Source organism: Sphingobium sp. AP50 (assembly GCF_900109095.1).
GTDB lineage: Bacteria > Pseudomonadota > Alphaproteobacteria > Sphingomonadales > Sphingomonadaceae > Sphingobium.
On record NZ_FNYZ01000007.1, the window covers coordinates 187,075 to 203,395 of the forward strand.

Annotated in this window: 12 protein-coding genes; 7 read left to right on the plus strand and 5 right to left on the minus strand. The window is 57.8% G+C overall.

Annotated features, from left to right (window positions below):
- Positions 1 to 57 precede the first annotated feature (57 nt).
- Positions 58 to 1,230 carry a CaiB/BaiF CoA transferase family protein gene (locus tag BMY84_RS13950; RefSeq protein ID WP_093084591.1) on the minus strand — a complete coding sequence of 391 codons (1,173 nt, stop codon included), beginning with the start codon at positions 1,228 to 1,230 and terminating at the stop codon, positions 58 to 60.
- Positions 1,227 to 2,057 (minus strand): hypothetical protein, encoded by an 831-nt coding sequence (locus BMY84_RS13955; protein ID WP_143075048.1) that lies wholly within the window; start codon positions 2,055 to 2,057, stop codon positions 1,227 to 1,229. Before BMY84_RS13955 ends, BMY84_RS13950 begins: the two co-directional genes overlap by 4 nt.
- Before the next feature lie 133 nt (positions 2,058 to 2,190).
- Between BMY84_RS13955 and BMY84_RS13960 the strand changes: the two genes are divergently transcribed.
- From BMY84_RS13960 to BMY84_RS13980, 5 genes are all read left to right on the plus strand, one after another.
- Positions 2,191 to 3,156, plus strand: a complete 966-nt coding sequence (locus tag BMY84_RS13960; RefSeq protein ID WP_093084594.1) for a sugar phosphate isomerase/epimerase family protein — start codon at positions 2,191 to 2,193, stop codon at positions 3,154 to 3,156.
- Between the two features lie 308 nt (positions 3,157 to 3,464).
- Entirely contained in the window at positions 3,465 to 5,720 is a 2,256-nt protein-coding gene (locus BMY84_RS13965) for a TonB-dependent receptor (protein ID WP_177204020.1), read from the plus strand.
- A gap of 133 nt (positions 5,721 to 5,853) precedes the next feature.
- Positions 5,854 to 6,765: a TolB family protein gene (locus BMY84_RS13970; protein ID WP_177204021.1), complete on the plus strand. Its 912-nt coding sequence runs from the start codon at positions 5,854 to 5,856 to the stop codon at positions 6,763 to 6,765.
- Between the two features lie 66 nt (positions 6,766 to 6,831).
- On the plus strand, positions 6,832 to 7,905 hold the full coding sequence (locus tag BMY84_RS13975) for a Gfo/Idh/MocA family oxidoreductase (RefSeq protein ID WP_177204022.1): 1,074 nt from the start codon (positions 6,832 to 6,834) through the stop codon (positions 7,903 to 7,905).
- Positions 7,902 to 8,384 (plus strand): heme-degrading domain-containing protein, encoded by a 483-nt coding sequence (locus tag BMY84_RS13980; protein ID WP_093084600.1) that lies wholly within the window; start codon positions 7,902 to 7,904, stop codon positions 8,382 to 8,384. The genes BMY84_RS13975 and BMY84_RS13980 overlap by 4 nt, the downstream gene beginning before the upstream one ends.
- A gap of 49 nt (positions 8,385 to 8,433) precedes the next feature.
- On the opposite strand, the gene BMY84_RS13985 is transcribed toward BMY84_RS13980, so the two are convergent.
- Positions 8,434 to 9,192 (minus strand): SDR family NAD(P)-dependent oxidoreductase, encoded by a 759-nt coding sequence (locus BMY84_RS13985; protein ID WP_093084681.1) that lies wholly within the window; start codon positions 9,190 to 9,192, stop codon positions 8,434 to 8,436.
- A 594-nt stretch (positions 9,193 to 9,786) separates the two neighbouring features.
- Here BMY84_RS13985 and BMY84_RS13990 point away from each other — a divergent pair.
- Both BMY84_RS13990 and BMY84_RS13995 read left to right on the plus strand, forming a co-directional pair.
- A complete protein-coding gene (locus BMY84_RS13990; RefSeq protein WP_093084602.1) occupies positions 9,787 to 11,094 on the plus strand; it encodes an MFS transporter in 1,308 nt (435 codons plus the stop codon).
- On the plus strand, positions 11,094 to 13,349 hold the full coding sequence (locus BMY84_RS13995) for a glycoside hydrolase family 3 C-terminal domain-containing protein (RefSeq protein ID WP_093084603.1): 2,256 nt from the start codon (positions 11,094 to 11,096) through the stop codon (positions 13,347 to 13,349). Before BMY84_RS13990 ends, BMY84_RS13995 begins: the two co-directional genes overlap by 1 nt.
- Before the next feature lie 242 nt (positions 13,350 to 13,591).
- Here the strand turns inward: BMY84_RS13995 and pcaF are convergent, their stop codons facing one another.
- Positions 13,592 to 14,800: a 3-oxoadipyl-CoA thiolase gene (gene pcaF, locus BMY84_RS14000; protein WP_093084605.1), complete on the minus strand. Its 1,209-nt coding sequence runs from the start codon at positions 14,798 to 14,800 to the stop codon at positions 13,592 to 13,594.
- A gap of 53 nt (positions 14,801 to 14,853) precedes the next feature.
- Entirely contained in the window at positions 14,854 to 16,293 is a 1,440-nt protein-coding gene (locus BMY84_RS14005; RefSeq protein WP_093084606.1) for an NAD-dependent succinate-semialdehyde dehydrogenase, read from the minus strand.
- Positions 16,294 to 16,321: the final 28 nt, after the last annotated feature.

The window sequence follows — 16,321 nt, forward strand, 5'->3', positions numbered from 1 at the left end:
TAAGTGGCGAGTTTGCTGACCTACCAAACCGCAGCGTTCAAGCGATGAACACATCTCTTAATCGCTGTCTGCCGAAGCAGAGCTCACACCCAGCTCCGCCAAAATGCTCTCCGTCGCCCACCCAATCGGTTGGGCAAAACCACCTACTGGCGCATATTTCTCGTCGAAACCTATGGTAGGACGGATGGTGACCGTTCGCCCTTCAACCGGATGATCCTCCTCTCCAAGCAGGCCCACCGCCGTCAGATGCGGATCACGGACAAGTTGCTCGAGCGTATTGCAAGGCTGCGATGCAATGTCGGCGCGCTGAAACAGCGCCAGCCATTCGTCGGTGGTGCGCTCAGTCAGCGGCGCTCCGCGTACCTCAAACCAGGCATCATTATTCTTGGCCCGAGCACCCACTGTCGCAAACCGCGGATCCTGGACAAGCGCTTCTCGGCCGGTCGCTTCCAAGAATGCGCGAACCTGCTTATCGGTATTGACTGTGAAGGAAATCCAGCCGTCCTTTGTCTGCGTCGGGCGATTGTTGGGCGTCAGCAAGCGGCGGTCTCCTGCCCGACCTACCGGCGGATCGAAACTATGTTGCGCAAGATGTTCCTGCAACACAAAAGCCGCCATGGTTTCGAACATGGGAACCTCGATGCTACGCCCCAACCCGGTGGCACGCCATTCTACGATCGCAGCAAGAATGGCACCCGCGGCGATTTCCCCCACGATGTGATCGCAGATCAGCATCGGAACATAAGCAGGCGCACCGTCCCGCTCCAGCGTCAGACCGGTAACGCCCGAAGCGGCCTGGATGACGCTGTCATAGGTCGGCCGCCCCGAATAAGGACCGTCGGTCCCGTACCCTGTAATAAGGCAGTAAATCTTGCCTGGATTGGCATCGCGTATCGTCTGGGCATCCAATCCCAATTTCTCAAGCGCACGCGGCCGCATGTTGGCAACGATCACATCCGCCCACTCCACCAGCTTGCCGACAATCTCACGACCAGCAGCAGATTTAAGGTCACAACTGATGTTCCGCTTGCCGCGATTAAGATGCAGATATGTCCCTGAATGCTCGCCCGAAGGCGACACGCCACCAAGGCCTCGCATCAAATCCCCTTCGGGGCTCTCCAGCTTGATGACATCGGCGCCATATTGCGCCAGCCGCAACGTACAGACCGGTCCGACCACAACACTGGTCAGATCCAGAATCCGTACATCCTTGAGCGCCGAAAAGCTCATATCGACATCTCCGCTTCGACCGCAGGTCTTTGCTGGTCGTCAAATATTGTGAACATCCAGGCCCCTTCGCCCTTCTCTGCACCAAAAGTCATAGTTCGATTTGCAAATAGCGGCGCCAGAAACTTTAATTTCAGGCTGCGAGGACGCACTCCCAAATCATTCCGCGCAAACTCGGTAAGAAGCAGCGTGCTTAGTCCACCATTCACCACCAGATCGGGATAGCCCTCGACATCTGTCGCATAGGCACGATCAATATGTATCTTGTGAGAATTGAAGCCAAGCGCCGAAAACTGAAAGAGCAGCGTATCGTCAGGCACAAATGCCTTGGTCAAGGCGAACCGCTCTAGTGAGAGAGGACCGCCCCCCGGTTTTACTGTACGCGGCGTCTCGGATCCCAGCAGAAAATATTTGGTTTCCTCCGTGATCGAGGGCAGGCCCTGTCCAGCGACACCAAGCTGAAGGGCAATGGTTACAATAGCATAGGCTCCGCTTGCGCCGGTACGATGGTCAACCGCCTCAATCCCCACCCTTCGCCAACAAGTGGCACCGATCGGGAGATCTGCGTCATAGGTGACGGTACGACCGGCAAGCACAAGCCGCGGCAGCCCCAGATCGGGCATGGGAACACCTAAGCCAGGGAAACCGTCATGGCGCAGGTCCGAACGACGCGTATGTGACCCGAAGAGCGGAAAATGCCACCCCCTTGGAAGTATCTGCTCTCTGGTCAAATCAAAGGGAGAAAGATCCAGCATGGCCGCAATGCGGCGTACATTCTCGGCACCGCACGTTACCGTGCCTTCGCCTGCTTCACCGGGATTGCCTCGCATCTTCCTCACCTATTTTGAATTGCTAGTTTCATATACAAAATATAAAAAGCTTCAAGGCCCGTCGTAGGCGATTTGTTGTCGCCCTGAACAGACAGCGGCAAGTGGCGCCAATTTCTCAAGGAAGGATAATCCCGTGAAGCTCGATCGTCGTGTGTTCATGACAGGCATTTCCGCAGGCATCGCGACACTGTACGGGCAAGCATATGCGGCATCAGGGGCGATGAAAAAGCCGTTCTTCCAACGCCACAACCTATCGCTCGGCATGCAGATATATTCGTTGATCAACGAGGTCACCGCCGACCTCGACGGTACGTTAAAGGAGGTTCGCAAGATCGGCTTCAAGACGATCGAACTGGCAGGATTTCTGGACAAACCCGCTCTGGAACTCCGAAAAAGCCTCGATCGCGCCGAACTAAAATGCACAAGCATCCACATCCCTGCCCTACCCTCTAGGCCCGGCGCCATCAGCCTGACCGGGCAATTGGGACCGCTCGTCAAAGCTGCGCAGATAGTTGGAGCCAGGACGATCGTCATGCCCCGCTACCTATTCGCACCAGGCGCCGATCTGCGCAGGTCTGATGAAAGTCAGTTAGACTGGGTCAAGCGGGTTGGACTGGCCATGACCCGTCAGGATTGGGAGCGCAATGCCGACTTCATGAATGATGTCGGCCGTCGGCTGGCGAATGAAGGCCTGCGGTTTTCCTATCACAATCAAAACCCGGAATTTGCACCGCTGCCAGGTGGGGAAACCGGGCTGGAGGTGATGCTGCGCCATACAAATCCAGCGTTCGTGCAATTCGAACTGGATGTCGGTTGGGCCGTTGCCGCAGGACTCGATCCTTTATCTCTGCTCAAGGCACATAAAGGGAGATTCGCCCAGATGCACGTCAAGGACATGCTACCGGGAACTAGCAACTATGCTTTCGTTCAAAATCCAACCTCTGCTGGTGATGGGCAGATAGATTGGATTACCGTGCTGCCAGCCGCTTACGCCGCTGGGGTCCGCGACTTTTTCGTTGAACAGGATCCGCCGCACCGGTCCGAACCAATGGGCTCGCTCGCTCGCAGCTTCCGATATTTAACCTCGCTCGTGGCGTGACAGACGGCCCGGATGCGTCTTCAAATTTTTTGCGCCACATCACGCTGGTCGATTGTGAGAAGCGATAACGGACCCTTCATCATCCGGGACAATATCACCATATAAGCACGATTTTTCAGTGATTTTACAACACCGTTCACTCACAAAGCGGCAACGGATTAAGTTTCATATACGAATATGATATTTCAACTTCTTGACGCACTCACCACATTCTGACATGACCGGACGACGCAGCCGGTCGGTCCGCAATGTACTGGCACTGGGCAAATAAGCATTCGGCTCAAGCCGAGATTTCATGGGGAGGTTTTATGAAAGACACGCATCTTCTTTTCTCGGTCGCGGCGATCGCCTTGTGCCTGATATCGGCTCCGGCGCAGGCTGAGCAGTCGGGCGAGACAATTGCTCCGCAACAAGATGGCACTTTGCAAGCCGGTGAAGTTATTCCCGGCGACATCGTTGTGACCGCACAGCGAACGTCCAGCCTTGCCTCAAAGACGCCCGTTGCGCTCACGGCAGTCACAGGGGACTCGCTGATCACTGCTGGCGTCACAAACCCCACCCAGATCGCCGACACTGTGCCCAACGTTTCGATCGACCGCGCCAACGGAAACGGACTGCAAATAACGGTTCGCGGAATTACGTCCGCTGACGGCTCCGAAAAGGGCGACCCCTCCGCTGCATTCATGCAGGATGGCATCTACATCGCCCGTCCGCAAGCGCAGGAGGCCAGCTTCTTCGATATAGCCCGCGTTGAAGTACTGCGCGGCCCTCAAGGAACATTGTTTGGCCGCAACACCACAGCCGGCCTCGTCAACATCATTACCAATCTGCCGACCTTTGATTTTGGCGGCCGGGTCGATGCGACCTATGGTAATTATAATCAGGTTCAGACCACTGCTGTCCTTAACGTTCCGGTTTCAGAGACAATTGCGTTGCGCGGCGCTGTCAATTACGATCGGCGCGACAGCTTTCTGAAGCCTAGTTCACGCGTCACGACCGACCTCGATCCCTTCAAGGAGAACATATCCGCACGTCTAACCAGTCTGATGAAGCTTGATCAAGGCGAACTCATCATTCGTGGCGACTATTCTCATCTGGGTGGACAGTTGCAGAACGGCGTGCGTCTCTCCAACTTCTACACCAACACCGGTTCGGGCCAGACGCCAATCTACATCGGCGACAACCAGAGCGCGAGCACGTTGGCACGCCTCGATGATGCGATCAACACCAGCCTGACCCGCAAGAACACAACCTGGGGCATCCATGGGGAGTTCAACTATGATTTCGGCGGAATCGGGATATCGTATCTGGGCTCCTATCGCAAATTGAAGCGCGACGAAGATACGGCCTATCTGCGGAACAACAACACGGTCATTCCCAGTACGTTTAACGGAAACTACTGGCAGAATAGTCAGGAAATTCGCGCTTACACCACGGGCGATGGTCCGATAAAGGCGCAGGCAGGCCTCTATTATTTCAAGGAAAAGAGCGGTCTCAATCAGGTTTTGTACGGCCTGATCTCGGCCACCCCCAACACGGTAGGCTATATCTACAGCTTCCTGCGGGATCCCACGATCAGCGAATCCTATGCCGCGTTCAGCCAGGTGACCTGGTCGATGACGGACACGCTGCGTCTGACCGGTGGCGTCCGCTATTCGCATGATGACAAGTCCCGTAAGGGCGGGACGCGCCGCTGCGCCACTTACGCTTGCGACGGCGCTGGCGATCTTTCCACGATCGACGATGCGCATCGCAAATTCTCGAAGGTAACCTGGCGTGCCGGGGTAGACTTCGACCTCAACACCGCAACGCTTCTCTACGGCACCGTTTCCACCGGCTATAAGGCTGGCGGGTTCAACGACGGCTGTTCGACCGGATCGCCCAACTGCGTATCGCCCACGACTGAAGCGGCGCTCTATTATGATCCCGAAACGCTCACCTCCTATGAAATCGGCCTAAAAACCCGCTTTCTCGACAATGCCGTCCGCCTGAACGCGGCCGCTTTCTATTATAATTACAACGACATTCAGCTGACGCAGATTTCGACCCGTTGCGGCGGCCCCTGCTCGGTTACGACCAACGCCGCCAAGGCCAAAGTCAAAGGCATCGAGCTTGAAGGTACGATCCGTCCGATCGCACCTATGTTGTTCGACTTTTCCTTCGCCTATCTCAACGCGAAATATGATGAATTCCAGCTCTCGCCCACGGTCGATTTCAGCGGCCGGCATCTCGATCGCGCGCCTGGCTTTACCGTTTCGGCTGGATACACGCACACGTTCACCCTGCCCAATGGCGGCAACATCGCAGCGAACGTCCATACCCGTATCGTTGATTCCTCGAAGCTCGCCGCGCTGGCGACCTTCAACCAGTATCGCGTGCCGGGGAACATGCGGTCAGATGCAAGCATCGCCTATAATGCACCGAACGACAGCTACTATGTGCAGGCCTTCATCAAGAATATCGAGAATAAGGTCGTTGTGACCACCGTCATTCCTGGCACCTTTCCGACGGCCAACTTCTCCGACCCTCGCCTCTATGGCGTTCGCGCCGGCGTAAAGTTCTGATCGCAAGCGTGCTTTTGGCGCTGCTCGACTTCGGGCAGGTAGTATCGTGGGACAGTGGCTGTCGCTACTGTCCCACTTCCTGGTTTGATCTGATGGAGACAGCGCCATGGTAAATCTGGACTTGGGCGGGCGGATGAGCGTCGCTGCGCAAAGGGAAATTCCAGGAGGGCCTTTCCGCAGCATAGAAGGACGTGTATCGCAACTGCGGATCATCGACCACGCGACCGGGGTGGATCGAATTCTGCTAGAGACACCAGATCTGATTGAGGCGCCCAACTGGATGCCGGACGGCAAGGCTATCCTCCTCAACGGTCGCGGCGGCATGTTTAGATTGGGACTGGAGCCGGCTGCGGCATTGGAACCGATCGACATCGGTAGCGTCGAGGATGCCAATAACGACCATGTCATTTCGCCGGATGGGCGCACCCTCTATATTTCCGCAGGGGGCGCAGTCTACGCAGTCCCAATCGAAGGCGGCGAGCCGCGGCAACTGACACCCGAGGGCCACACCCGTTACTTCCTGCACGGCGTGTCGTCCGATGGCCTGTGGCTCGCATGCACGACCATCGACATGAGCAGCGAGGCCGAGCGCTGGGGCATCCAGCGCCTTCCCGCGCGCGGTGGCGAAGCACAGCCGCTGCTTCTTGGGGCAAGGCCGGTGGACGGCCCCGAATGGTCGCCCGACGGTCGGTGGATATGGTTTAGTGGTGAACTTGAAGCGGATGTCCCAGGGCATGCGCAGATATTCCGCATGCGAAGCGACGGGTCGGATATTGTGCGCATGGTGCACGGCTCGGCGGTAGACTGGTTCCCCCATCCGAGCCCCAACGGCCAGGAGATAGCGTTTATACGATACCCCGTGGGCACAACCGGCCATCCACCCCACAGGCAGGTGGAGATATGGCATATGGTCATAGCCGACGGCGCGATGACCCGTCTGGCCGCATTTTGCGGCGGCCAAGGATCGCTCAACGTCAACAGCTGGTCACCTGACGGTCGGCTGCTGGCCTATATTGCCTATCCCGCGGTCGGTGTGGCCGAATAGGCGCCTGCACCGAAGAGATATGCGACTGTTTTCAAAGTGCCTGCGGGCATGGCATGTAGGACATGGATGATGAAAATCGACAACGAGCCCTCAGGTGCGCCGATCCGCGTTGGAATCATTGGCTTTGGCAACGCCGGCCGGTTGATCCATGTACCGCTCATCAGCTCGACGCCCGAGTTCGCGGTGACGGCGATATCCAGCTCGCGAGCTGACGTGGTGCGCGCCGCGCTGCCCGATGTCGCGGTCTATGGCGAAACAAGCGACATGCTGGAGGCGTCTGACATTGATCTGATCGTCGTAGCGACGCCGCCGGAAAGCCATGTCAAATGGGCCAGCGCCGCATTGGTCGCTGGCAAGCATGTGCTGGTGGAAAAGCCCTTCACGATCACATTATCCGAAGCGGCAGCACTCATCGATCTTTCCCGGTTAACCGGGAAACTGTTGTCCGTCTTTCAGAACCGGCGCTTTGACAGCTGCTTTCAATCGGTTCGCGCCGTGATCGAAAGCGGTGCGCTTGGCCGCATCAATCATTATGAAAGCCAGTATAATCGCTTCAACCAGACGATCAACGACGCCTGGAGGGCACCAGAAGAGCTTGGCAGCGGACTGTGGTACGATACCGGACCGCATGTGATCGATCAGATGATCCAGCTATTTGGCCTGCCCACCAGCATCCACGCATCGTTAGCCCATAACCGGCCAGGCAGCGCAGCAGATGATTGGTGCCACGCCGTCCTGCAATATCCCGAGATGCGGGCCGTGCTGCATTGTTCGATGCTGGTTTCCGGCGGGGTTCCTCGCTTCACGGTCCATGGTGACAAAGCCACTGTAATCAAGCAAGTTGCAGATGGCCAAGGGCGACAGCTCTGGAGCGGCGTGTCGCCCGATGCAGAGAATTATGGCCTGGACGATGATGCGCCGATCCTTTTCACAACCGACGGGTTGCGCACGGCGCAGCCGACATGGCGAGGTAACTATCGTCTGTTCTTCGAGGCGCTTGGGGCGGCAATTCGTGGCGAAGCGCCTAATCCGACCTCTGCACGCGATGTGCTGGGGGTGATGGCAGTGCTGGAAGCTGGCATCATATCGGCGCGGGAAGAGCGTGTGATGACCATCGCTTTACCGGAGGGCATCGCATGACCGAAATCGCCGCTCAAATTGCAGAAATTGACGCGAACGATCTGGCTCTTCTCCTCATACGCTTCACAATGGACGACGCGTGGGCGCTGGGATCACATCTTCGCGACATTGCAGCGGCACGAAATGCGCCCGTGTCCATCGAGATACGGCGGGGAGAATCTATAGTCTTCGCTACTTCATTGGCGGGGGCCACTTCGGACAATGCGGGCTGGGCGTCACGCAAGAATGCGGTTGTGCAACGTTTCGAACGATGCAGCTTCGCGGTTGCACTTGACCTGAAATTACGAGGTCTCAGCCTTGAGGATTTCGGACTGTCGCGCGATCGCTACGCAGCAGCAGCCGGCGCAGTCCCGATACGTGTTGCCGGCGCCGGATGCATTGCTGCCATTGCCGTAAGCGGACTGAGCGGGGCGGACGATCATGCGCTCGCCATCAACGCGATCGGCTGGCTGAAGGAGCGTCAGGCATCAGGGCAGTAACAATTGCATTGTGACCGTCGAGCAGATTTCGACGGTCACAGTCCGCGTCCTAATGGATATGATTGCCGCCATTTACGTCGATCGTCGCGCCCGTGACGAAGCCGCCAAGATCGGAGGCGAGGAAAAGGCAGGCTCCCGCAACCTCATCAGCCGTGCCCAGACGCCTTAGCGGAATCTGGTCTATAATCGCTTTTTGCCGCTCGCCAGAAAGCCCGTCGAGCATTTCTGTCTCGATCATTGCTGGACAAATCGCATTCGCGCGAACGCCAAAAGCACCATATTCCCTGGCAATCGATTTGGTCAGGCTCAGCACACCGCCCTTTGAAGCCGCATAATGAGCTCCGCCGACAAGCCCACCACCGCGCTGGGCGGCAAGCGAGGACATATTGATGATCGACCCCCTGCCCTGCGTCTTCATCACAGGCAACACCGCTTTGCACAAATTAAACGTGCCCTTGAGGTTCACCCCCATCATTCGGTCGAAGGCACGGTCATCGATAGCAGAGAATGGAATGGACTCCACGATGCCCGCGCTATTGATCAGGCAGTCGACCCGGCCGAAACGGTCAAGTGCTTGCGCCACGAGCGCTTCGCAGTGGGCCATGATTGTAATGTCGCATGCGATGCCAGTGACCGCCTTGCGACCGCCCGCTGACGCATCGATCGCCTCGGCGAGGTCATCTGTCATCTGTATGTCGGATGCGACGACTTTTGCGCCATGTGATGCTAGCATGCGCGCGGCCGCATAGCCGATGCCACGAGGCGATCCGCTGCCTACGACGATGCAAACATGATTATCTAAAAGCATATAGAATACTCCCCCCGTCGTGCGGGCGCGTGGCGATGAGATTGGCAGGCGGGGATCATCGACAAGGGCGCCCACACTGAGTCCCTTCGTCGTGAATGACGAGCCGGTAGACATCGCTTCCAGCGCGGGTGTGCCGGAAATTTGAGCCTATGCAGCTTTGCCGTTGCAAAATCCTGTCCCACCTACCTGTTTTTCTAGCCTCGACCGGACGCCGATGGTTGTCGCCTTCACATCATAATTTTATATATGATGTCAAGATTCCATGAATAAATTTAACCGGATCGTCGAAGGATTGATGCACTGGTGTAATTATAATCTCATATATGGATTGACCTATGTGTGGCCGACGGTCAGGTTGGAGCCTGTGCAAGCCCATTGGGGCGGCGGCAGACGGAGCCAGGGGATAAAACCCGAATGTGGCTATTACACGATAGTCGCCGATGCGGACCCAGCCGGATCGGAAAGACGGAAAGGATGGAGGATGTCACGGCGAGAGAGGATGATACGGCCTATGGGAAGGTCTCGTAGCCGCGCTGTACGCAATAGCGTGCGCGGGAGGCACTGCGCCGCGCTGATAATGGTGGAACATAAGCGATGATCGCTGCCGCAATCGATCCGTCGAACGATGTCGACGAAGCGGATTCTGTGCCTGCCAAGCACATGCGTCTGACGGGCCAGATCATCGGAACTGGGTTCATGGTGCGCTATGTACTGGCGCTGGTCGGGGTGTATATCGCCGTCCTGACACCCGCCTCAGTTACGCTTGCCATCCGCGTGGGTCAGATAAACCCCGATGGCAAGGCAGCATCTCTGGCCTTCGTTGCCAGTTTCGGAGCAGCCGCCGCGCTGGTGGCCAATCCTTTGCTCGGGTCACTTAGTGATCATTCAACGCTTCGCTGGGGCCAGAGGCGCCCTTTCATCATTGGCGGCGTTTTACTTGGCGTTCTTGCCGTCATAGGCATAGGCTTTGCCCGGTCGATTGGAGAAATCGCATTCGGCTGGGTCTTTGCGCAACTCGCCTTCAATGCTGCAAGCACGGCGTTGGTAGCGATCCTGCCCGAACGTATACCCATGCAAATGCGAGGCCGAGTAGCCGGCTTCATGGGCATGACGGCGCAGGTGGCCATGCTGAGCGGAACCGCAATCACGCAATTTGTCGGAACATCGGGCTATGGCATGTTCTTCTGGCCTTCTATCGTCGGCGTGATGCTGACATTGCCTTTCGCCACGACATTGCGCGAACATCCGCGTTCGCGAGCACAGGTCGGGACAATCAACTTGCGCACGCTGGCCGGTTCCTTCTGGATCAATCCGATCAAGCATCGCGATTTCGCATTGGCCTGGCTAGGGCGTTTCTTCGTGTGGTTCGCCAACATGAGTTTGCTCAACTTCAAGACTTACTTTTTGATAGATCGGTTAGGCTATTCGACCGCAACCGTTGCACCGGTGCTGACGACAGCGATGCTGATCATGGCGGTGTCGATCACATGCAGCAGCATTTTCGGCGGCTGGATCTCCGACAGAACGGGGAGAAGGAAGATTTACGTCGTCAGCGCATCCTTGTTGTTCGCCTGCACGATGGCGATCGTGGCGCATGCGACAACCTTGCCGGGCTTTTTCGTAGCGATTGCGCTAGCCGGTGTCGCGACAGGGCTCTACATGGGCGTCGATTATGCCTTGGTCGCCCAGGTACTGCCGGACAATAAAGACCAGGCTGCAAAGGGCATGGGCTTCTTCAATCTCACATCTACAATTCCGCAAACATTGGCGCCGGTTCTTGGTCCCGTCCTGCTATCGATAGGGGCCAGCGGCCGGACGGATAATTATACCGCCCTGTTCCTGGCCGGTGCGATATTCGCTGTCATCGGCGCTTCCCTAACACAATTGATAAGGACAAACTGATGTCATCGCATGACACGGCGACACCGGAAAATGAGACTGCGCTTGAAGAACTTGCGCGGCTGACCCTGGGCGCTGACTATTGGACTACGGTCGAGAGCGCGCGATATGGCGTCCCCCGTATCCGTTTGGCGGATGGGCCGCATGGCCTTCGAGTGCAAGACGATAACAATCCCGATCTGCTGGGTCTAGGCCGCAGTCTCCCATCGACCTGCTTTCCTACAGGTGCGACGCTGGCGGCATCCTGGGACGATGCGCTGATAGAAGAAGTCGGACGCGCGCTTGGTCGTGAGGCCCGCGCGCTTGGCGTTCATGTCGTTCTTGGGCCCGGTCTCAATATTAAGCGAAGCCCGCTTTGTGGCCGCAACTTTGAATATTTCAGCGAAGATCCGCTGCTGGCAGGGCGGCTTGCTGCCGCGAATGTTCGCGGCATTCAGTCCAATGGGGTTGCTGCCTGTCTCAAGCATTTCGCAGTGAACAATCAGGAAACTGATCGGATGCGCGTGAGCGCCGACGTTGATGAACGGACGTTGCGGGAGATTTATCTGCGCGCTTTCGAAATCGCCGTACGGGACGGACAGCCATGGGCTGTGATGAGCGCCTACAACCGAATCAACGAGGTTTCGGCCAGCGAAAATGCCTGGCTTCTGACACAGGTGCTACGCAACGAGTGGGGATTTGACGGAATTGTCGTGTCGGATTGGGGTGCCGTGCGCGATCCGGTCGAAGCGGTGCGCTCCGGCCTGGATCTGCGCATGCCGGGAATGGACGGAGACCAGCGCGTTTTCGAAGCCTTGCGCTCCGGCCTGCTTGGCGAGAAGCACGCCATGCTTGCGGCCCAACGACTACGTCTTCTGGCCGAACGGACCGGTGCCGGGACGGAGGTGTCATCTGACGCACCGCCCTCTTACGAAGATCATCATAGTGTCGCTCGCCGCGCTGCTGCCCAGTCCGCCGTCCTGCTGCATAATGACGCTGGTCTCTTGCCACTTGATGCGAATGCAACCCAGACGATCGCCGTTATCGGCGAATTGGCGCGCACGCCCCGGTTTCAAGGCGCGGGCAGTTCCACGGTCAATCCTTTCCGCGTCGTATCGCCGCTCGAGGCTCTGCAGCATAGACTGGCAGGCACGCAATTTGAACCGGGCTATCGCCTTGATGGCCAGCCAGATCAATCAATGGTGGAGCAGGCAGTCGCGCTCGCAAGAGCGAACGATTTGGTGTTGTTGTTCCTTGGCCTGCCGCCGATCGCCGAATCCGAAGGTTTTGACCGCCAGTCGATCGACCTTCCGGCGGCGCAAATAGCTTTGCTGCACGCTGTAACTGCCGTTAATCCACGCGTCGTCGTCGCATTGAGCAACGGGTCGATCGTGACGACTGCGCCATGGCGCGAAGAGGTAGCTGCCATTGTCGAGTTTTGGCTCGCAGGCCAAGCTATGGGCGATGCAGTGGCGGATGTGCTGACAGGCGCGGTCAATCCGTCAGGAAAGATGCCCGAGACCGTACCTGTCAAACTTGCCGACACGCCCGCCTATCTCGATTTTCCCGGCGGCCTTGGCCACGTCCGCTACTCCGAAGGGATGTTCGTGGGCTACCGTTGGTATGATGCGCGTGCCATCGAGGTCGATTATCCTTTCGGTCATGGACTATCCTACACGCAATTTGCCTATAGCGACCTGTCGGTCGAAACATATGTTGAGGACGTTCCACAGGCACTTCGCATCACCTTCACGCTGGCGAACATCGGGGCTCGTGCAGGGGCGGAAGTCGTGCAGCTCTACACCGGAAGACCGCAAGCGGAGGTCGCTCATCCGGTGCGCGAATTGCGCACATTTCAAAAAATATGGCTTGAAGCAGGCGAGAGCCGCGAAATCGAACTGACAGTATCCCATGATGATCTTGCCTATTTTCACGTGGATTGCGGCTGGGTGTTCGAAGGCGGGCTTTACGAACTGGCGGTAGGCTCCAGCAGCCGCGATCTGAGGCTTTGCGCAGAGGCTGATATTGCCGGACCCACTATCAAGAGCCCACTGACGCTTTGGTCGCTATTTGGCGACTGGATGGATCACCCCAAGGCCGCTCCTTTACTATGGAAAATGATCGATGAACGCGGCGGATTACGCGGCCGCATCGGAGATCTATACCAAGACGAGGCGGGCCAGAACACTGTGCGAGGCATACCCCTGCTGACCATTTTGCAATTGCCGGGCATCCCTTTTAGCGAAAAGGAAGCTGCTGCCATTCTCGACCTAATCTAATCCTCGCCCGGCCGATGGAGACAAGCGCATCTGCTCTTCCACCGGCCGGGCCATTGGTTCGTTATCAAACAGGCACGAAGAGTGCTTCAGACTTATGTACGTCATAGAGTAGCCAAGAAAGCGCTGCGACATCGCTCCTGCAGTCAGCAGCAGCGATGTCGGACGAAGCCTTCATGAACCAGTCCAAGAGCGTAGTCAGATTGCGCTCTTCAGCTTAAAATAGAGCGAACCAAAGGCTCAGATCATACGCGCTCGACCGCTAATGCCAGCCCCATCCCTACGCCGATGCACAAGGTCGCCAGACCTTTTTTGCCGCCGGCCACTTCCAACTGATGCACCAAGGTCATGGCCAGACGCGCGCCAGACATGCCCAGAGGATGCCCCAGCGCGATCGCGCCGCCATTTGCATTAACATGAGGCGCATCGTCAGAAAGGCCGAGCCCACGCATGACTGCCAGTCCCTGGCTGGCGAACGCCTCGTTCAATTCGATTGCATCGAAATCTTCAATGCTCAGTCCAAGCTGCGCCATCAGCTTTATCGATGCAGGAAGCGGCCCTATCCCCATGACCCGCGGCTCCACCCCAGCAGACGCCATACCCAGGATGCGGGCGCGTGGGGTTAGCCCATGTGCCTGCACTGCTGCTTCACTTGCAACGATCATCGCCGCTGCGCCATCATTGATACCCGAAGCATTGCCGGCCGTGACCGTGCCGTCAGGCTCGAACAGTGGTTTCAGCTTTTCCAGGACTTCTGCTGTCGTGCCCGCGCGCGGGTGCTCATCAGTGGCAACCTGAAGAGTTTCGCCCTTCTTGCTCCCTGGCACGTTCACGGCCACAATTTCCTCACCCAGAAAACCGCTCGCTTGGGCCGCTGCCGCACGTTGTTGGCTTCTTAGCGCGAAGGCATCCTGGTCGGCGCGACTGATTCCATATTGCTTAGCCACATTTTCGCCTGTTTGCGGCATGGTCTCGGTGCCATACAGGCCATCAAGCGCCGGGTTGACGAAACGCCAGCCCATTGTCGTGTCCTCGACTTTCTGCGAGCGGCCAAAGGCCGCATCCGACTTACCCATGACAAAAGGCGCTCGGGTCATGCTTTCGACACCACCTGCAAGTGCAAGCTCCATCTCGCCAGAACGGATAGCGCGAGCCGCCGAGCCCACCGCTTCGAGACCCGAAGCACACAGGCGATTGAGCGTCACGCCCGGAACGGTGTGCGGCAGGCCCGCAAGCAACAGGCTCATGCGCGCGACATTGCGATTATCTTCGCCCGACTGATTGGCACAACCGTAGAATACTTCTTCGATTGCTGCAGGATCTAGGCCGATGTTGCGCGCCAACAAGGCCTTGATCGGTAATGCCCCCAGATCGTCAGCCCGCACCTTGGCAAGAATGCCGCCGTAGCGCCCGATGGGAGTGCGAACAGCATCGCAGATGAATGCTTCTGTCATGACTTTCCTTGTGCGAAATTTAGGAATGAAGGGACACCATAATCAACGCGGCGTCAGACGTTGGCGATCACGACGGATCGCACATTGAGGTAAGCATCGAGCGCTTCGGGACCACCTTCAGTACCGTAGCCGGAATCCTTCAAACCACCGAACGGCAGCTCAGCCGATGTCGCGGCCGGCGTGTTGATCCACAACATGCCGACCTCCACCCGGCGAGCCAGAAGGTCTGCATTCGCGAGCGACCGGGTGAATGCATAACCGGCAAGCCCGAATGAAAGGCGATTGGCTTCAGCAACTGCCTCGTCCAAGGTGTCGAAACCGCGAACGCCGGCAACGGGACCGAAAGGCTCGTCGTTGAACAGCCGCGCATCCAGCGGGACGTCTGAGAGAATTGTTGGCTCCCAGAAGTTGCCGGTTTCGCCTATCCGGCTTCCACCCGCGAGAAGGCTGGCACCGCGTGTGATCGCATCGTCCTGAAACTCTGCCATAGCGTTCAGGCGGCGCGCATTTGCAAGCGGACCCATCTGAATCCCCTCAGCTGTGCCGTCTCCCACCTTTATCTCCTGTGCGACGCTGACTAGCGCCGTCTCAAACTGAGGCTTTACGCTATTTTGCACCAGGAACCGGGTCGGTGAGATACAGACCTGCCCGGCATTGCGGAATTTTGCACTGCCGATGCTCTTGGCGGCCAGCTCGACGTCGGCATCGTCACAAACGATGACCGGGGCATGGCCACCCAGTTCCATCGAGGCGCGCTTCATATGCTGCCCCGCCAGACCGGCCAGAAGTTTGCCGACCGGCGTAGAGCCGGTGAAGGTGATCTTGCGGATGATCGGGCTGGAGATCAGATATTCCGAGATTTCTGCCGGATCGCCAAACACGAGGCCCAGAACGCCTTCTGGCAAGCCGGCATCCTGAAACGCGCGAATAAGTGCGGCAGGGCTGGCCGGCGTTTCTTCCGGCGCCTTGACGATGATCGAGCAGCCGGCGGCCAGAGCTGCCGCTATCTTTCGCACGACCTGATTGATCGGGAAATTCCAGGGCGTGAATGCGGCGACGGGTCCGACGGGATCCTTGACTACCATCTGCCGTATGGACAGGTTACTGCGGTGCGGGACGAGGCGTCCGTAGACGCGGAACCCTTCTTCGGCGAACCATTCGATGATGTCCGCCGATGCCAGCGCTTCGCCGCGTGCTTCGGGCAGGGGCTTGCCCTGCTCCAGCGTCATGATCATTGCAATATCGTCAGCGCGCGCGCGCATCAACGCTGCGGCCTTGCGCATGATGACGCTACGGGCTGCGGGCGTGAAGTCGCGCCATGTCGCAAAGCCGCGATCCGCCGCATCGAGCGCCCGGTCGAGATCAGCACGGCTGGCGTGGGCGACTCTGCCGATTTCCGTGCCAGTTGCCGGATTTTCTACGGCCAGGGTTCGGCCATCGGCGGCATCCTGCCAGACATTGTCGATGAACAATTGGGTGTCGGGATATGTCATTCAAAAATCCTCCAATGGGACAGACGTC